Annotated in this window: 14 protein-coding genes; 4 read left to right on the plus strand and 10 right to left on the minus strand. The window is 61.8% G+C overall.

Going from position 1 to position 17,578, the window contains the following annotated elements; translation table 11 throughout:
* Position 1: 1 nt before the first annotated feature.
* Positions 2–3,328, plus strand: coding sequence for a DEAD/DEAH box helicase (locus tag FH041_RS10030; protein ID WP_140174536.1), 3,327 nt, complete (start codon positions 2–4; stop codon positions 3,326–3,328).
* A gap of 63 nt (positions 3,329–3,391) precedes the next feature.
* Here FH041_RS10030 and nagZ read toward each other — a convergent pair whose 3' ends face one another.
* Both nagZ and FH041_RS10040 read right to left on the minus strand, forming a co-directional pair.
* Positions 3,392–4,390: a beta-N-acetylhexosaminidase gene (gene nagZ, locus FH041_RS10035; RefSeq protein WP_177438167.1), complete on the minus strand. Its 999-nt coding sequence runs from the start codon at positions 4,388–4,390 to the stop codon at positions 3,392–3,394.
* A 69-nt stretch (positions 4,391–4,459) separates the two neighbouring features.
* Positions 4,460–5,173: a TetR/AcrR family transcriptional regulator gene (locus tag FH041_RS10040; protein ID WP_028687362.1), complete on the minus strand. Its 714-nt coding sequence runs from the start codon at positions 5,171–5,173 to the stop codon at positions 4,460–4,462.
* 229 nt (positions 5,174–5,402) lie between these two features.
* Between FH041_RS10040 and lexA the strand changes: the two genes are divergently transcribed.
* Both lexA and sulA read left to right on the plus strand, forming a co-directional pair.
* Positions 5,403–6,011: a transcriptional repressor LexA gene (gene lexA, locus FH041_RS10045; RefSeq protein WP_023534260.1), complete on the plus strand. Its 609-nt coding sequence runs from the start codon at positions 5,403–5,405 to the stop codon at positions 6,009–6,011.
* Positions 6,012–6,024: 13 nt separating this feature from the next.
* The gene (gene sulA, locus FH041_RS10050; RefSeq protein WP_023534256.1) at positions 6,025–6,501 is read left to right on the plus strand and encodes an SOS-induced cell division inhibitor SulA; all 477 of its coding nucleotides are present in this window, start codon (positions 6,025–6,027) and stop codon (positions 6,499–6,501) included.
* A gap of 171 nt (positions 6,502–6,672) precedes the next feature.
* Here the strand turns inward: sulA and FH041_RS10055 are convergent, their stop codons facing one another.
* From FH041_RS10055 to FH041_RS10085, 7 genes are all read right to left on the minus strand, one after another.
* The gene (locus FH041_RS10055; protein ID WP_023534164.1) at positions 6,673–6,906 is read right to left on the minus strand and encodes a hypothetical protein; all 234 of its coding nucleotides are present in this window, start codon (positions 6,904–6,906) and stop codon (positions 6,673–6,675) included.
* A 50-nt stretch (positions 6,907–6,956) separates the two neighbouring features.
* Entirely contained in the window at positions 6,957–7,472 is a 516-nt protein-coding gene (locus FH041_RS10060) for a DUF6586 family protein (RefSeq protein WP_028687363.1), read from the minus strand.
* A gap of 126 nt (positions 7,473–7,598) precedes the next feature.
* A complete protein-coding gene (gene topA / locus FH041_RS10065) occupies positions 7,599–10,208 on the minus strand; it encodes a type I DNA topoisomerase (protein ID WP_049696305.1) in 2,610 nt (869 codons plus the stop codon).
* Positions 10,209–10,308: 100 nt separating this feature from the next.
* Positions 10,309–10,560 (minus strand): DUF1653 domain-containing protein, encoded by a 252-nt coding sequence (locus tag FH041_RS10070; RefSeq protein WP_027915089.1) that lies wholly within the window; start codon positions 10,558–10,560, stop codon positions 10,309–10,311.
* An 81-nt stretch (positions 10,561–10,641) separates the two neighbouring features.
* Positions 10,642–11,817: an acetyl-CoA C-acyltransferase FadA gene (fadA, locus tag FH041_RS10075; protein ID WP_027915090.1), complete on the minus strand. Its 1,176-nt coding sequence runs from the start codon at positions 11,815–11,817 to the stop codon at positions 10,642–10,644.
* Between the two features lie 31 nt (positions 11,818–11,848).
* A complete protein-coding gene (fadB, locus tag FH041_RS10080) occupies positions 11,849–13,996 on the minus strand; it encodes a fatty acid oxidation complex subunit alpha FadB (protein WP_027915091.1) in 2,148 nt (715 codons plus the stop codon).
* A gap of 523 nt (positions 13,997–14,519) precedes the next feature.
* On the minus strand, positions 14,520–14,957 hold the full coding sequence (locus FH041_RS10085) for a hypothetical protein (RefSeq protein WP_027915092.1): 438 nt from the start codon (positions 14,955–14,957) through the stop codon (positions 14,520–14,522).
* A gap of 110 nt (positions 14,958–15,067) precedes the next feature.
* Between FH041_RS10085 and FH041_RS10090 the strand changes: the two genes are divergently transcribed.
* Positions 15,068–15,508, plus strand: coding sequence for a universal stress protein (locus FH041_RS10090; RefSeq protein WP_027915093.1), 441 nt, complete (start codon positions 15,068–15,070; stop codon positions 15,506–15,508).
* A 116-nt stretch (positions 15,509–15,624) separates the two neighbouring features.
* Here FH041_RS10090 and FH041_RS10095 read toward each other — a convergent pair whose 3' ends face one another.
* A complete protein-coding gene (locus FH041_RS10095; RefSeq protein ID WP_028687365.1) occupies positions 15,625–17,550 on the minus strand; it encodes an ATP-binding cassette domain-containing protein in 1,926 nt (641 codons plus the stop codon).
* Positions 17,551–17,578 lie beyond the last annotated feature (28 nt).

Consider the following 17,578-nt stretch of genomic DNA (forward strand, 5'->3'; position numbering starts at 1 on the left):
CATGAGCCGCAATGGACCGGATGCCTTCGAGCTGCTGAACGAGTACCCCAACTGGATCGAATGTTTCGACGCAGGCACTCTGAGGCGAGGCGAGGTTTACGCGAGCGAGGGCATGTCCGAGCTGGAGTACCTAAACGGGCAAAGGTTTTCCGCTCTGTGCAAAGGCAGTGCAGGACAAACCTACCGGCAGGACATCGAAGTGAGCGTGCATGCCGGGCGCCTGCTCGTAAAAGGCCGGTGCAGTTGCCCTGTTGCGCGCAACTGCAAGCACTGCGCGGCTGCGCTGCTGCTGATCAGCGACCCCTTCGACACGCCACTGATAGCCAAGCCCACCTCTGCAAAGATGTCAGCCGAGCTTCAACATTGGCTCAGCAATCTCGAACAAGCGCCCGCGCCAGTCGAACCGGGCAAGGACAGGCGCGGGCGCTCGGTCTGCTACAACTTGCGCCTTCAGGACGATGCCAGTTGCTCAGTGGTCGTGCGCAAGGGCGCCGAAACCGAAGACGGCATTCGCTTCAGCCGGGTGCAGTCGGTCTACGACTTCCTGTACGACCGACCGAAGTTCGTGACCGAAGAAGACGCGCGCATCCTGCGTCTGCTCTCCTCGCTCAATCAGGGGGGCGGCCAGGAGCGAGGCTACAGGCTGACCGGGGCCGAAGGCGGTGAGTTGCTCCAGCGCATCATCGACACGGGCCGACTGTACCTGTTCGACACCCAACCGCCACTGTTGGCCGGACCGGCGCGCCAGGGCGAGTTTCGCTGGGTGCGCCAAGACAATGGTGCGTACCGTGGCTTGTGGTTCACCGGCGGGGATAAAACCAACTGCGTCATCCCGTTGCTTCCGCTGTACTACCTGGACATGGTCACCCATGAGATCGGTATCCTCGAACATGGGCTCAACCCCCACGTTGCAATGCAACTGACCCTCGCACCCGAAGTGCCGGAGCACCTGGTCGTGCCACTCAGCCACAAGCTCAATGCCTTGAGCCATGCCGTGCCGACGCCGACCGAGGTCGAGGAGCAACACGTCGATGACATCCAGCCCAAGGCGCACCTGGCGCTCGGGAGCCTGGAGTTCACCGCCTACATGCCCAAAACCGGCCGCATGCAGCGCCAGATGCAGCATCGTGCCGCGTTGTCGTTCGACTACGACGGCCTGTCGGCCAGCGGTAATACCGACAAGCCGCTCACGCGCCTGGTGGGCAGTGTGAGCCAGCGCATCAGCCGCCAACCCAAGGCTGAGCAAGCCCTGCGCAATGCCCTGCGCGACATGGGGTTCAAGGTCGCGACCCGGCAGAGCAAGGCGCTGCCCGACAGCGCGGGCGAGATGTTCCTGCTCGCCGACGACGAAGCCTGGCTGCAGTTCGTGCGTACAGACCTGCCCCGGCTGCGTGAGGCGGGCTGGCAGGTGGATGTCAACCGCGACTTCGCGTTCGACTTGCAGGAAGTGGAGGACTGGTACGCCACCGTCGATGAAACGCCAGGCCATGAATGGTTCGACCTCGAACTGGGTATCGTCGTCGATGGACAGCGGCACAGCCTGCTGCCCATCGTGCTGCAACTATTGCGCAATAGCCCTGAGCTGCTGCGCCCCAGCGAACTGGCCAAGCGCAATGACGAGGAGCACCTGCTGATCGATCTCAACCGTGGCCGGATCGACGCCTCCGCCCTGCGCGTGGCACTGCCTTATGGCCGGGTCAAGGCCGTGATGGCGACCTTGGGCGAGCTGTACATGAGCGAACCCGAAGCCGGAACGGCACTGCGTATGAGCCGAGCAGACGCTGCGCGCCTGAACGGGATCGAAGCGCTGCCGCTGCATTGGGAAGGCGGGGAGCATGTGCGCGATTTGGGTCGCCGCCTGCGGGATGCCAGGGATCTGCAGGTCACCCCACCTGCCGGCTTGCACGCCAGCCTGCGCGGCTACCAGCAGCAAGGGCTCAACTGGCTGCAAGCACTGCGGGAGATGGGCACCGGTGGCATCCTTGGGGATGACATGGGCCTGGGCAAAACCTTACAAGCCCTTGCCCATGTGCTGCTGGAAAAAGAAGCGGGCCGTTTGACGACGCCAGCACTGGCGGTCATGCCGACCAGCCTGCTACCCAATTGGCTGGACGAGGCGCAGCGTTTTGCACCTGACCTTCGGGTACTGGCCCTGCACGGGCCAGCACGCAGCAAGCATTTCACCCGTCTGCAGGATTACGACCTCATCCTGACCACCTATGCCCTGGTGCCCCGCGACCTCGCGCATTTGCGTGCGCAGCCATGGCACCTGCTGTTGCTCGACGAGGCGCAGAACATCAAGAGCAGCACCAGCAAGGCCGCCATGGCTGTGTGCCAACTGCAGGCTAGCCAGCGCCTGTGCCTGACCGGTACACCGATGGAAAACAACCTCGGCGAGCTGTGGTCGATCTTCCACTTCCTGATGCCCGGCTGGCTGGGTGACCTCAAGCGTTTCAACCAGGACTACCGCACGCCGATCGAGCGCCAGGGCAACACCGAGCGCCTGACCCACCTGATCACGCGCATTCGACCCTTCCTGCTGCGCCGCACGAAGGAGCAGGTCGCCACCGAACTGCCAGCCAAGACGGAACTGGTGCACTGGGTCGAACTGAGCGACGCACAGCGTGACACCTACGAGGCCGTGCGGGTGGCGATGGACAAGAAGGTTCGCGACGAGGTAGCCCGTAATGGTGCCGCACGCAGCCAGATCGTCATTCTCGATGCACTGCTCAAGCTGCGCCAGGTGTGTTGCGATCTGCGCCTGGTCAAGGGCGTGGATATCAAGGGCAACCAGAGCGACAAGGGCAAGCTGGGCGCGCTGCTGGAGATGCTCGAAGAGCTGATGAGCGAAGGCCGCCGCGTGCTGCTGTTCTCCCAGTTCACCTCGATGCTGGCGTTGATCGAGCAGGAACTGAAAAAACGCAGCATTCGCTACAGCCTGTTGACCGGTGACACCCGCGACCGTCGCACCCCTGTCCAGCAATTCCAGGCGGGGGATAGCCAGGTCTTTCTGATCAGCCTCAAGGCAGGCGGGGTGGGCTTGAACCTGACAGCAGCCGACACCGTGATTCATTACGACCCGTGGTGGAACCCGGCCAGCGAAAACCAGGCGACCGACCGGGCCTATCGCATCGGCCAGGACAAGCCCGTCTTCGTGTTCAAGCTGATTACCCGCGGCACGGTGGAGGAAAAGATCCAGCTGTTGCAGCAGGAGAAAGCAGCGCTGGCCACCAGCCTGCTTGACGGAGGCAAGGCTGGGCAGTGGCGACTGGGGGACGAGGAAATCGAAGCGTTGTTTGCGCCCTTGCCGGGCAAGCGGGGTCGGTAAAACCTGTCGGGACGCGCACTGGCTGGGTGAACGCGTCCCGACAGCCTGCTTGGCAATAAGCGGCTAGTCGATCAACTGCGCGTCCTTGAGCGCACCCAGCGCCTGCAGCCAACGCGGCTGTTGGCGATAATCGGTGCAGGCCGTGCCTTGACCGCGCATGCTGGCGATCCGAGGCGACGGCGTGACCCGCAGGCGCTGAGCCGCGCCCAGCGCCAATTCGGCTGCAGCCCGGTCGTTGCAAACCAGCCCCATATCACACCCGGCAGTGAACGCAGCTTCGATGCGGCTGGCCGCATCACCCACCACATGAGCACCGGCCATGGACAGGTCGTCGCTGAAGATGACCCCGTCAAAACCCAGCTCGCCGCGCAAAATATCTTGCAGCCACCGGCGGGAAAAGCCTGCCGGGCGGTTGTCGACCTGCGGATAGATCACATGGGCAGGCATCACTGCCGCCAATTGACCGCTCAGCCGGCTGAACGGCACCAGGTCCGCCGCTCGCAGCTGCTCCAGGCTACGCTCGTCAGTGGGTATCGCTACGTGGGAATCAGCTTCTGCCCAGCCATGGCCTGGGAAATGTTTGCCACAGGCCGCCATGCCTGCCGCGTTCATGCCGCGGATGAATGCGCCCGCCAGTTGCGTAGCTCGAAGCGGATCGCCCTCGAAGGCTCGGCTGCCCACCACCGCGCTGCGCTGGTGATCCAAGTCCAGCACCGGGGCGAAGCTCAGGTCCAGGCCAACGGCGAGCACTTCGGTCGCCATCAACCAGCCACATTGTTCGGCCAGGTACTCGGCATTGGCAGTGTCGGCCAGGGCACGCATGGCCGGCAAGCGCACGAACCCCTGGCGCAGACGCTGCACTCGGCCTCCCTCCTGATCGACGGCCAGGATCAGGTCAGGGCGCAGTGCGCGAATGGAGGCGCACAACGCGCGCACCTGCCGCGGGCTTTCGATGTTGCGGGCGAAGATGATCAACCCCGCCACTTCAGGCTGGCGCAACAGCTGCCGGTCTTCGGCGGTCAGCCAGGTGCCGGCGATATCCACCATCAAGGAGCCTTGCAGGCTGACGGTCATGAGAAATCCTTCAATAGAGACAGGGAAAAGCCCGCTTGCGGCTGGCAACAGGCCAAGTTATGCCTTGACGGGGGCTGCACCGTTGGCGGTTTTGCTGCGCGGGCGCAACTGGGCGCTGGCCATGGCCGCGTCGGTGACGCCGGTATCGGCACGCATGCCGGCAGCCAGGAACGGCACCATCAGGCGCATCACCTGCTCGATGGAGGTGTTGATGCCGAAGTCAGTCTCGGCGATGGCCCGCAGCGCCTTGATGCCCGACATGCTGAACGCAGCAGCCCCGAGCATGAAGTGCACACGCCAGAACAATTCGATCGCAGGAATGCGTGGCGCGGCTTCGTTGACGAGCAACATGTAGCGGCGGAAGACCTTGCCGTACATGTCTTCGAGGTAACGGCGCAAGTGGCCCTGGCTCTGGCTGAACGCCAAGCCAAGCAGCCGCATGAAGATCGACAGGTCGTTGTTGCTGCGCGGCTGCACGGCAAGGGCTTGCTCAACCAGCATCTCCAGCAATTCTTCAAGGGTAGGCTTGTGCTCGGGGCGGGCCTGACGCCGCTCCAGCTCGCGTTCGAGACTGGCGCAGAAGGGCCCCAGGAAACGAGAGAAGACCGCTTGGATCAGGGCTTTCTTGGAACCGAAGTGGTAGTTCACCGCCGCCAGGTTAACCCCGGCCTTGCTGGTGATCAGCCGCAACGAGGTTTCGGCGAACCCGCGCTCGGCAAACAGCTGCTCGGCAGCATCGAGGATGCGTTCAACGGTTTCCGATTGGGCCATGACTACTCCGAGCACTCCGCCATACAAACAGGTGTTTGAAACATACGTTTCAACCCCACATCTGTCAAGCGCTCGTGACCGGCCGGTCAGTCAAGCCATCGCAAGGTCGTGAAGCGGTGATCTCGAGGTGATCTGCTCCAGTCGGCTTACCTAGAGACTGCCAAAGCTTGCGGCTAGACCAATACTGTATATAATCCCAGTCACTGTACAAAAAGACAGAGCGCTGATCATGTTGAAACTGACGCCACGCCAAGCCGAAATCCTCGCCTTCATCAAGCGCAGCCTCGAGGACAACGGCTTTCCGCCGACCCGTGCCGAGATTGCCCAGGAGCTGGGTTTCAAATCCCCTAATGCCGCCGAGGAGCATCTCAAGGCGCTGGCCCGTAAAGGCGCTATCGAGATGACGCCAGGCGCCTCCCGAGGCATTCGCATTCCCGGCCTCGAAGCCAAGGCCGAGGAGGCCGGGCTCCCGATCATCGGCCGCGTTGCTGCCGGCGCCCCGATCCTTGCCGAGCAACACATCGAGCAATCCTGCAACATCAACCCCGCCTTTTTCCACCCCCAGGCCGACTATCTGTTGCGTGTTCACGGCATGAGCATGAAGAACGTGGGCATCCTCGATGGCGACCTGTTGGCGGTGCATACCTGCCGTGAAGCCCGCAACGGCCAGATCGTCGTGGCGCGCATCGGCGACGAAGTCACCGTCAAGCGCTTCAAGCGCGAAGGCAACAAGGTCTGGCTGCTGGCCGAAAACCCGGAATTCGCCCCTATCGAAGTCAACCTGAAAGATCAGGAACTGGTGATCGAGGGCTTGAGCGTCGGCGTCATTCGCCGCTGAATCAGGAGGCGTCATGCAGCCATTCACCCATACAACCGAGCAAGTCCAGTTGCCGCTGTTCGAAGCATTCCTCGCCCAGCCCGTCCTGCCTGGCCTCAAGGCCAGCGAACTGGCGCGCAAGAGTGACTTGCCCGACCTGTTCAGCGAATTGTCACTGCACGGCGCCCCCAGTCACTGTCATACCTTGCTGGCACCTGTACTACGTGAACTCAGCGAAGAAGACGAAACGCGCTGGCTGACCCTCATTGCGCCACCGTCGAGCCTGACACAGGCCTGGCTGCGCAGGGCTGGCCTAAACCGCGAGCGCATTCTGCTGCTTCATCCGCGCGGCAACCAGCCTCCCCTTCAGTTGGCGTGTGAAGCCCTACGCCTGGGCCGTAGCCACACCGTGGTCAGCTGGCTGGGGAGCGTCAATGCCAATGCACGTCAGTTGCTGTTGCGTGCAGCAAGCGTGGGTAACGCGCAAAGCCTGAACATTCGTTTCGGCTAACACTGCGGCATTCGCGCTACCAGCCTGACCGCTCCCAGGCCATGCTCACCCTGACGAGTAAAGATCGCCGGGAAAGCGCAACGCCTTTCCGACTGCCCCACATTCATCCGTCTGATACGCTTGCCGCCATCACCGGCCAGGCCGGTGACAGCGATCACACGACTGCGCGTTTCAGTGCAGAACGCGCGGCCCTTCGTCACGTTCGAGCTCGCCATCCACAAGCCGTCCAGCCATCTGTACCCCCACGCTGAGCATGGCTTTGGCCACCTCGACGTGCTGACCTTGCAGAAATACTTTGGCATCCTCTGAGAAATCCAGGGTTACCAGTGAGCCTTCATCCTCGGCGCGACGCAGTTCGATGCGGCCATCAGGCAACTCGACAATTTCCAGAAAAGACGTAGACATAAAGGGCGGTTCTCCACGAAAGGCGAGCATTGTACCAGCGCTCGAGGCCGTCAGCACTCACTCAACGCATCACGAAAACGCCTGACAAGCGCCTTGAGGTTGCTGCGCCACGCTTCAAGCTCGGCACGGGACAGCGGCGCAGGCACCTGCTCATCGAGGCTGACGGCCTGGATCAGCGGCTGGGTGACGTCAGTCTTGGGTGGTTTGCGCATCACGGGCGCTCGGAACAAGTCAGCATACGCAGCCAGCATCTGCGCCAGCCAGGTCTCCCGTTGCCGGGCAAGCTCCAGAAGCTCGGCAACTTCTGGTATGGCGATGCCGTTGAAGGCGTCATGGGCCAGGGCCTGCTCGACGGTTGCCAGCGCAGGCAAGCGATAGTACCCACTGATTTCGTGACACAGGCCAAGCAATGCACCGTGCAGATGAAACAATGCCGACTCCCGCTCAGCCTGCACCAGCCCCTGGGCGTTCATGGCCTGACTCTGTTCAGCCTTGGCCATCGATTCCAGTGCCAGCCCGGCAAAGAACAGTTTTTGATTGGTACGGGTATAGAGCTCCTGGGCCATGTGTCGCCCTCCCATCAGGTGGCTAAGCGGATTGCTGCATCATAAATGAAAGGGGCCGTGCTGCGGCCTTTCGTGGCATCAGCTCACGAAAAGCCGCCGCGCGGCCCCATCCTTGAACGCTAGTCCTCAGCGCTTGTCTTCGACTTTCCAGGTCTTGCCATCGTAGAACGCCTTCCAACCAGTAGGCTTGCCGTCCACTTCGGACTGGACGTATTGCTCCTTGGTCTTGCGGCTGTAGCGGATCACGGTAGGACGACCGTCCGGATCCTTCTGGGGCGCTTCGCACAGGAAATGGTACTTGGGATCGATCTCATGCTTGTGCGGAACAATCTCGCACACCAGGGGCGCACGCGTTTCGCGGTTCTTCGGGAACTGGCTGGCAGCCAGGAACAGCCCCGAAGCACCATCGCGCAGCACATAGGTGTCGTCCACCTTCTCGCACTTGAGCTCAGGCATGTCGACCTTGTCCATCTTCGGCGGCGCCGCTTCACCGCTTTTGAGCAGCTTGCGCGTGTTCTTGCACGCAGGGTTGGTGCACCCGAAGAACTTGCCGAAGCGCCCGGTCTTGAGCTGCATTTCGCTGCCGCACTTGTCGCACTCAAGGCTTGGGCCTTCGTAGCCTTTGATGCGATAGCTGCCCTCTTCGATCTCGTAACCCGGGCAATCGGGGTTATTCCCACAGATGTGCAGCTTGTGCTTTTCATCGAGCAGGTAGGCGTCCATCGCCGTCGCACAGACCGGGCAGCGGTGCTTGCCAAGCAAGACGCGCGACTCCGATTCACCCTCGTCGTCTGCAGCAATCTCGTCACCAGGCACGAGGTTGACCGTGGACTTGCAGCGCTCCTTGGGTGGCAGGCTGTAACCAGAGCAGCCCAGGAACACGCCCGTGGACGCTGTACGGATCATCATCGGCCGGCCGCACTCCTTGCAAGGAATGTTGGTCATCGTCGGCTGGTTGGCACGCATGCCGCCTTCGCTGGATTCGGCCGTCTGCAACTTTTTGCTGAAGTCGCCGTAGAACTCGTCCAGCACGTTCTTCCAGTCGCGTTCGCCGTGGGCGACGTCGTCGAGGTTCTCCTCCATGCCGGCGGTGAAACCGTAATCCATCAAGTTGGAGAAACTCTCGGAAAGCCGCTCGGTCACGATATCGCCCATCTTTTCCGAGTAGAAGCGACGGTTGTGCAACGTCACGTAGCCGCGGTCCTGGATGGTCGAGATGATCGCCGCATAGGTGGATGGACGGCCGATACCGCGTTTTTCCATTTCCTTGACCAGGCTGGCCTCGGTGAACCGTGCAGGCGGTTTGGTGAAGTGCTGGGTAGGATCAAGCTGCATCAGCTTGAGCGCTTCACCCTGGACCATTTCGGGCAGCACGTCGTCTTCACCAGGCTTGCTCTGCTGCGGCAACACGCGGGTGTAGCCATCGAACTTCAGGATACGGCCCTTGGCACGCAGCTCGAAGCTGCCTGCCGCCACGGTCACGCTGGTGGACAGGTACTGGGCCGGCGGCATCTGGCAGGCCAGGAACTGACGCCAGATCAGCTCGTACAGCCGCTCGGCATCGCGCTCCATACCGCTGAGCTTGGTCGGGTGGGTGCTCACGTCCGAAGGCCGGATGGCTTCGTGCGCCTCCTGAGCCCCCTCTTTGCTGCCGTAGACCTGCGAGGTTTCGGGCAGGTACTGCTTGCCGAATTCCCGCTCGATGTAGCTACGGGCCATTTCCAGCGCATCGCTCGACAGGTTGGTCGAATCGGTACGCATGTAGGTGATGTAACCCGCTTCGTACAGACGCTGGGCCATCATCATGGTTTTCTTCACGCCGAACCCCAGGCGATTGCTCGCCGCCTGTTGCAGGGTCGAGGTGATGAAGGGCGCTGAAGGCTTGCTGCTGGTCGGGCGGTCTTCACGCTTGACGACGCTATAGCTCGATGCCTTGAGCTTTTCCAGCGCGGCCATGGCCTGGGTTTCGTTCAGCGGCTTGAAGGCCTCGCCATTTTCACGGGCGACTTCGAAGCGAACCTTGGCGTTCTTGGCAGTGCCGAGATCGGCATGGATTTCCCAGTATTCCTGAGGAATGAAGGCACGAATCTCGCGTTCGCGTTCGACCACCAGCTTGACGGCTACCGATTGCACACGCCCGGCCGACAGGCCACGGGCAATCTTGGACCACAGCAACGGGGACACCATGTACCCCACTACGCGATCGAGAAAACGGCGCGCCTGCTGCGCGTTGACCCGATCGATGTCGAGCTCACCGGGCTGCGAAAACGCTTCCTGAATGGCTTTCTTGGTGATTTCGTTGAACACCACGCGCTTATAGCGGGTGTCGTCGCCACCGATGGCCTCACGCAGGTGCCAGGCGATCGCCTCCCCTTCGCGGTCCAAGTCGGTTGCGAGGTAGATGGTGTCGGCGTCCTTGGCCAGGCGGCGCAGCTCGTCGATCACCTTTTCCTTGCCGGGAAGGATCTCGTACTTGGCTTTCCAGCCCTGGTCCGGGTCGACGCCCATGCGTGCAACCAGCTGGCGACGCGCCTTTTCTTTGGGCGAAAGGGCCGGTGCCTCACCCGCCGCCTTGCCACGCTTGGCGGCCGGCTCTTTGCTCGCGCTAGCCGAACCGCTGGTGGGAAGGTCTCGGATATGGCCGATACTCGACTTCACCACGTACTGGTTGCCCAGGTACTTGTTGATGGTCTTGGCCTTGGCCGGGGATTCCACAATGACCAGCGATTTGCCCATGGATCGGAGTATTCCTGAATCTGAAGATTGAAAACACGTCAGGTACCAGACGCGGCACCGCTATATATAGTGGCAAAACTGCGAGGTCAAGTTCAGAACATCACGCCTGCGACTTGTCCGACATCCCGCAAAGCCCTTCTTCGGCCTTGATCAACGCAAAGCGGGGCACCTGTTCGCCATCGACTTCCACCGACTCGCGGAACATCGACAGCGGGCGCACCCAGAAGCTGTAATCACCATACAGGCATTGGTAGAACACCATCCACTCCTCGCTCTCGGAGTGCCGCGCAACACTGAACACGCGGTACTCCGGGCCCTTGTAATGCCGGTACACACCTGGCTGGATCTGCATGTCGTCTACCTCCTGATGCCATCGAAACCCAAAAAACAAAACCGGGGCACGAGGCCCCGGTTGCTGTCCTTCTCCTGCGCCTTAGACGCGTTCAAAGACAGTGGTGATACCTTGGCCAAGGCCGACGCACATGGTCGCAACCCCCAGCGTGCCGCCATTTTGCTTCATGACGTTGAGCAGGGTGCCGGAAATACGCGCCCCGGAGCAACCAAACGGGTGACCCAAGGCGATCGCGCCGCCGTGCAGGTTAACCTTCTCATTCATCTTGTCGAGCACTTTCAAGTCTTTCAACACAGGCAGCGCCTGTGCGGCGAACGCCTCGTTGAGTTCGATGAAGTCGATGTCGGCCATGCTCAAGCCCGCGCGCTTGAGGGCTTTCTGGGTGGCCGGTACTGGGCCGTAGCCCATGATCGCGGGGTCGACGCCCGCCACTGCCATGGCCCGAATGACCGCCAGAGGCTCGATACCCAGGTCCATCGCACGCTGGCCTGACATCACGATCATGCACGAGGCACCGTCGGTGATCTGGGAAGAAGTACCTGCGGTCACGGTTCCGCCTTTGGGGTTGAAGGCCGGCTTGAGCGACGCCAGGCCCTCGAGGGTGGTTTCCGGACGAATGGTTTCGTCGAAGTCGAACACTTTCAGGAAACCGTTCTCGTCATACCCCTGCATGGGGATGATCTCGTCCTTGAACTTGCCCTCGATGGTGGCCTTGTGCGCCAGCTGGTGCGAGCGCACGCCGAACTGATCCTGCTGTTCACGCGTGATGCCGTGCATCTTGCCCAGCATCTCGGCCGTCAGGCCCATCATGCCCGAGGCCTTGGCCGCATGCAGCGCCAGGTGTGGGTTGGGGTCTACGCCATGCATCATGCTCACGTGCCCCATGTGCTCGACGCCGCCAATCACGAACACGTCGCCATTGCCAGTCATGATCGCCTGGGCGGCGGTGTGCAGTGCGCTCATCGACGAGCCGCACAGCCGGCTGACGGTCTGCGCCGCAGAGGTGTGCGGGATCTGGGTCATCAACGAGGCCATGCGGGCGATGTTCCAGCCTTGCTCCAGGGTCTGGTTCACACAGCCCCAAATCACGTCCTCGACTTCCTTGGGATCGACCTTGTCGTTGCGCTCAAGCAACTTGCTGATCAGGTGCGCCGACATGTCTTCGGCACGGGTATTGCGGTGCATGCCACCCTTGGAGCGGCCCATTGGCGTGCGACCGAAGTCGACGATCACCACGTCTCTTGGATTAAGGCTCATATCAAATCTCTCGCTCTAGCTCGTTGACCGCTCAGTTGAAGAAGCGCTGGCCCGTCTTGGCCATCTCACGCAGCTTGGCGGTCGGGTGGTACAGCGGCCCCAGGTCGGCATAGCGATCGGCCAGGGCGACGAATTCGGCTACACCCAAGGTATCGATGTAGCGCAGCGCGCCGCCACGGAAGGGTGGGAAGCCAATGCCGTAGACCAGGCCCATGTCCGCCTCGGCGGCCGTCTCGACGATGCCATCTTCAAGGCAGCGAACGGTTTCCAGGCACAGCGGGATCATCATCCAGTTGACGATGTCCTCGTCACTGACTTCACGCTGCTCGTACACGATGGGCTTGAGTACCTCAAGCACGCCGGCATCGGCGACTTTCTTCGGCTTGCCACGCTTGTCGGTTTCATAGGCGTAGAAGCCCTTGCCGTTCTTCTGGCCCAGGCGGTTGGCATCGTACAAGGCGTCGATGGCCGAGCGGCGCTCGTCCTTCATGCGATCGGGGAAGCCCTCGGCCATGACGTCACGGCCATGATGCCCGGTGTCGATGCCCACCACGTCCATCAAGTACGCCGGGCCCATGGGCCAGCCGAATTTTTCCATGACCTTGTCGATGCGCACGAAGTCCACCCCCGCGCTAACCAGCCTGGCGAAGCCGCCGAAGTACGGGAACAGGACACGGTTGACCAAGAACCCTGGGCAGTCGTTGACCACGATTGGGTTCTTGCCCATCTTCTTGGCGTAAGCGACGGTGGTAGCAACTGCCACTTCGCTGGATTTTTCGCCACGGATCACTTCCACCAGCGGCATCATGTGCACCGGGTTGAAGAAGTGCATGCCCACGAAGTTTTCCGGGCGCTTCAGCGCTTGTGCCAGCAGATTGATGGAAATGGTCGAGGTATTGGATGCCAGAATCGCATCCTCCCTCACCTGCCCTTCCACCTCGGCAAGCACGGCCTGCTTGACCTTGGGGTTTTCAACCACCGCCTCGACCACGATGTCCACGTGGGCGAAATCGCCGTACGACAGGGTCGGACGAATCGCGTTGAGCGCCTCGGCCATCTTGGCCGGCGTCAGGCGACCTTTCTCGACCCGATTGCCCAGCAGCTTGGACGCTTCGTTCAACCCAAGCTCGATGGCCTCTTCGCGAATATCCTTCATCAGAATCGGCGTGCCCTTGACCGCCGACTGATAGGCGATGCCGCCGCCCATGATACCGGCGCCCAGCACGGCCGCCTGCTTGACGTCACGGGCAATCTCGTCGTGGGCCTTGGCCTTGCGCTTGAGTTCCTGATCGTTCAGGAACAAGCCGATGAGGCTCTGTGCAACCGACGTCTTAGCCAGCTTGGCAAAGCCTGCCGCTTCGATTTCAAGTGCCTTGTCGCGACCGAAGTTGGCCGCTTTCTGGATGGACTTGATCGCCTCGACAGGCGCTGGGTAATTAGGGCCGGCCTGCCCAGCGACGAAACCTTTGGCGGTTTCGAAGGCCATCATCTGCTCGATGGCATTGAGCTTGAGCTTCTCGAGCTTGGGCTGGCGCTTGGCCTTGTAGTCCAGCTCGCCACTGATGGCGCGCTTGATCAGGTCCAGGGCACCGGCCATGAGCAACTCAGGCACTACCACGGCATCGACGGCACCGACTTTCAGGGCGTCTTCGGCACTGTTTTCCTTGCCCGCGGCAATCCACTCGACGGCGTTGTCCGAGCCGATCAGGCGCGGCAGACGCACTGTGCCACCAAAGCCTGGATAGATGCCCAGCTTCACTTCGGGCAGGCCGATGCGCGCGGTGGTGGCCATGATGCGGTAGTCCGCTGCCAGGCACATCTCCAGACCACCGCCCAGGGCGATACCGTTGATGGCTGCAACCGTAGGCACCTGGAGGTCTTCGAAGGCGTTGAAGATATGGTTGGCTTCCAGGCTGCCGGCGACCAATTCGGCCTCGGGCAACTTGAAGTTGTCGACGAACTCGGTGATGTCGGCACCGACGATGAACACGTCCTTGCCGCTGCTAACGATGACACCCTTGACCGAAGCATCGGTCTGGATGGCGTCTACAGCCTGGCGCAGCTCGCTCAGGGTCAGGCGGTTGAACTTATTGACGGACTCACCCTTGAGGTCGAACTTGAGCTCGACGATGCCACTTTCAAGAGCCTTAACCGTGATGGCTTTACCTTCGTAAATCATCAACTGATCTCCAAGATATGGAAGCTGAACTGTACACGCCGATCACTGCAGCACCGCAGCCGTCATGGCCACCTGCTCCAGGCACACCCGTCAGCGCGCGAGTCGTACGCATGAATGAGTGGCGTGCAATGCAAACGCTCAATTCATACGCCCGTTTGATTTGGGTGTGCACACATTCTCCGAAAAGATCTGCATTGTCAAATGCTGCACCCACGGGGAGAAAAGCCGACTTTGCGGTCACTTTCCACAAGCCGGGTACGACCGATCATGCCGCTGATCGCTGGCCATTCATGCTGGCAATCCTCACACCTTGCCAGCCTCGGCACCCCTTGCAGTCTGGCTGATCCAGGCACAAGCGCCAGGCGTTACTTGACGGAGTGAATTCAACGGCCTGCCCAGCCTTTTGGCGTGGTAGAACGAGAAAGCGGCGATTGACCGGTTCCTGTCAGGAACCGCCGAATCGCCGCTTTCTCGTTGCGCTGCGTGTCAGGGGCCATGGACAGCCCGCCGAGCACCCTTGGAGTCAGGCCAGTGTCTCCAGCACGTAGGCAACATCCTGCAATACAGCCGTGTCCCCCCGCTCCGTCCAGTAGAGCGCTATCATCCGCGCATCGGCCTCGACCTTGTAGGCGCTTGCTGGCAGACGGGCCAGGGCTTGCAAGAAGCGCGGGTCTTCGCACGGCTCGCGCCACTGGTTCCACCATACGCCAGGGCTGATCTGCCAGAAGCTGAAGCTGTCGACATGCCCCCGCTTGCGTGCCCGGTGATATTGCGGGCAAGGGCTCGGCGGCTGTTTTTCCAGCCAGTGCGGCCACTGCTGAGGCGCCAGCTGCATGGCCAGGCCCATGCGCCGCGCCTCCAGGCGCAGGCGCATCTGCTCACTCTGATTGCGCGAGTTGCGCAGCCAGGAAAGCGGGCTGAGAATCAGCGCAAGGATTGACACCACCAGCAATACCGTCATATCAGTAGCTCCCATAAACCGTTGCAAATGAGCTGGTTAGCCATTTTTCACGCATGACCCGCCCGAAAGCGACCATACTTCTTCTATAGCGATTGCCTGGAGTACAGCTCATGACCTACCAACATCTGCTGGTCGCCGTCGACCTGACGGAAGAATGCGACCCTGTGATCAAGCGCGCCATGGCGCTGGCCCAGCCTACCAACGCCAAGGTGTCACTGGTGCACATCGTCGAACCCATGGCCATGGCGTTTGGCGGCGACGTGCCGATGGACTTGTCGCAACTGCAACAGCAGCAGTTCGATCAGGCCAAGGAACGCATGGATCGCCTGTTCAGCAAGTATCCGGGCATCCAGCGCGGCGACTCGCACTTGACCTACGGCCAGCCCCGCCAGGAAATCCATCAATTGGCCAAAGAACAGCACTGCGACCTGATCGTCGTGGGCAGCCACGGTCGCCACGGCCTGGCGCTGCTGCTGGGCTCCACAGCCAACGACGTGCTGCACGGCGCACCCTGCGATGTGCTGGCAGTGCGACTGCAGAAAAAGGACTGAGCCTGTCTACCGCCAGGGGTTAAGCGGCCACGCCAGGTGCCTTGGGGTTGCATCCTCCCTCTGGCACCTGGCAGCGGGCTCGCCCGCTACGCGCAGGCGATCAACGCCCTGCCTGCTTAGCCTTCCAGCTCGGCCCAGCGCTCCACCAGGGCATCGAGCTCACCTTGCAGCTTCTCGATGTTCGCCAGCACCGCTGACGTTTCTGCGATCGGACGCTGGTAGAAACCAACCGCGCTCACCTCTTCCTGAGCCTGGGCCATGCGCTGTTCCAGCGCGTCGATCTGCCCCGGCAGCATCTCCAGCTCACGCTGAAGCTTGTAGCTGAGCTTTTTCTTCGATTCCTCGGCCACTGGCGCAGCGACGGCTTGCGGCTTGGCCTCGACCTTCTCCACCACCGCACTGTTGAGCGCCGACTTGCCGCCTTTACTCTCCGTAACGCCGAGCAGCTTTGGCGAACCGCCCTGACGAATCCAGTCTTCGTAACCGCCCACGTACTCGCGAACCAAGCCATCGCCCTCGAACACCAGGGTGCTGGTCACGACGTTGTCGAGAAACGCCCGGTCGTGGCTGACCATCAGCACGGTACCCTTGTAGTTGGAGAGCACCTCTTCGAGCAGCTCGAGGGTTTCCACGTCCAGGTCGTTGGTGGGTTCGTCGAGCACCAGCAGGTTGGCCGGCTTGCTGAACAGCTTGGCCAGCAGCAGGCGCGCACGTTCGCCGCCGGACAATGCCTTGACCGGGGTGCGGGCCCGCTGCGGACTGAACAGGAAGTCGCCCAGGTAGCTCAGCACATGCCGGTTCTGCCCTTCGATCTCGATGAAGTCTCGGCCCTCGGCGAGGTTGTCGATGACGGTCTTTTCCAGGTCCAGCTGATGGCGCATCTGGTCGAAATAGGCGACCTCAAGCTTGGTGCCGCGCTCGATCTTGCCCGAAGTGGGCTCCAGATCACCCAGCATCAGCTTGAGCAAGGTGGTCTTGCCGGTGCCGTTGGCGCCCAGCAGGCCGATCCGGTCCTGGCGCTGCAGCACCATGGAAAAATCCTTCACCAGCATCGGCCCGTCCGGGTGCGAGAAGCTGACGTGCTCGAGCACCATGACCTGCTTGCCCGACTTGTCGGCCGCCTCGATCTGAATGTTGGCCTTGCCCTGCCGCTCACGGCGCTCACCGCGCTCCACGCGCAGGGCCTTGAGCGCCCGCACGCGGCCTTCGTTACGGGTGCGACGGGCCTTGATGCCCTGGCGAATCCACACCTCTTCCTGGGCCAGGCGCTTGTCGAACAGCGCGTTGGCGGTTTCCTCGGCGGCCAGCGCGGCCTCCTTGTGCACCAGGAAGCTGGCATAGTCGCCATTCCAGTCGATCAGGCCGCCGCGGTCCAATTCGAGGATGCGGGTGGCCAGGTTCTGCAGGAAGGATCGGTCGTGGGTGATGAACAACACGGCGCCGTTGAACCCGCGCAGTGCTTCCTCGAGCCAGGCGATGGCACCGATATCCAGGTGGTTGGTCGGCTCGTCGAGCAGCAACAAGTCGGGCTCGGACACCAGCGCCTGGGCCAGCAGTACACGACGACGCCAGCCGCCGGACAACTCCGCCAGGGTCTTGTCTGCCGGCAACTGCAGACGACTCAGGGTGCTTTCAACCACTTGCTGCAGGCGCCAGCCATCGCGGGCCTCCAGCTCGTGCTGCACGTGCATCAGTTTTTCCAGGTCTTCATCGCCCTGGATGTTCTGGCTCAGGTGATGAAACTGTGCCAGCAGCTCGCCGACGCCATCCAGCCCTGCCGCCACGACGTCGAACACCGTGCGCTCGTCGGCCAGCGGCAGTTCCTGGGGCAACTCGCCGATTTTCAGCCCAGGGGCGCGCCAGATGTCACCGTCATCGCCTTTCTGCTCGCCCTTGACCAGGCGCAGCATGCTCGACTTGCCAGTGCCGTTGCGGCCGATGATGCACACCCGCTCGCCACGAGCGATCTGCCAGGACACCTTGTCCAGCAGCGGCATGGCGCCGAATGCGAGGGACACATCGCTGAATTTGAGCAGGGTCATGTTCGTCTCCATAAATCGGGCGCGCATT

Source organism: Pseudomonas sp. SWI7, from assembly GCF_006351945.1.
Lineage (GTDB): Bacteria > Pseudomonadota > Gammaproteobacteria > Pseudomonadales > Pseudomonadaceae > Aquipseudomonas > Aquipseudomonas fulva.

Excerpts from the sequence above, each read along its gene's own strand:
- topA (WP_049696305.1), bottom strand. The coding sequence starts at position 10,208 with ATGGGCAAATCGCTGGTCATTGTGGAATCCCCGGCCAAGGCCAAGACC.
- FH041_RS10095 (WP_028687365.1), bottom strand. The coding sequence starts at position 17,550 with ATGACCCTGCTCAAATTCAGCGATGTGTCCCTCGCATTCGGCGCCATG.
- FH041_RS10070 (WP_027915089.1), bottom strand. The coding sequence starts at position 10,560 with ATGCAGATCCAGCCAGGTGTGTACCGGCATTACAAGGGCCCGGAGTAC.
- FH041_RS10085 (WP_027915092.1), bottom strand. The coding sequence starts at position 14,957 with ATGACGGTATTGCTGGTGGTGTCAATCCTTGCGCTGATTCTCAGCCCG.
- FH041_RS10030 (WP_140174536.1), top strand. The coding sequence starts at position 2 with ATGAGCCGCAATGGACCGGATGCCTTCGAGCTGCTGAACGAGTACCCC.
- FH041_RS10090 (WP_027915093.1), top strand. The coding sequence starts at position 15,068 with ATGACCTACCAACATCTGCTGGTCGCCGTCGACCTGACGGAAGAATGC.
- FH041_RS10055 (WP_023534164.1), bottom strand. The coding sequence starts at position 6,906 with ATGTCTACGTCTTTTCTGGAAATTGTCGAGTTGCCTGATGGCCGCATC.
- FH041_RS10060 (WP_028687363.1), bottom strand. The coding sequence starts at position 7,472 with ATGGCCCAGGAGCTCTATACCCGTACCAATCAAAAACTGTTCTTTGCC.
- fadA (WP_027915090.1), bottom strand. The coding sequence starts at position 11,817 with ATGAGCCTTAATCCAAGAGACGTGGTGATCGTCGACTTCGGTCGCACG.
- fadB (WP_027915091.1), bottom strand. The coding sequence starts at position 13,996 with ATGATTTACGAAGGTAAAGCCATCACGGTTAAGGCTCTTGAAAGTGGC.
- sulA (WP_023534256.1), top strand. The coding sequence starts at position 6,025 with ATGCAGCCATTCACCCATACAACCGAGCAAGTCCAGTTGCCGCTGTTC.
- lexA (WP_023534260.1), top strand. The coding sequence starts at position 5,403 with ATGTTGAAACTGACGCCACGCCAAGCCGAAATCCTCGCCTTCATCAAG.
- FH041_RS10040 (WP_028687362.1), bottom strand. The coding sequence starts at position 5,173 with ATGGCCCAATCGGAAACCGTTGAACGCATCCTCGATGCTGCCGAGCAG.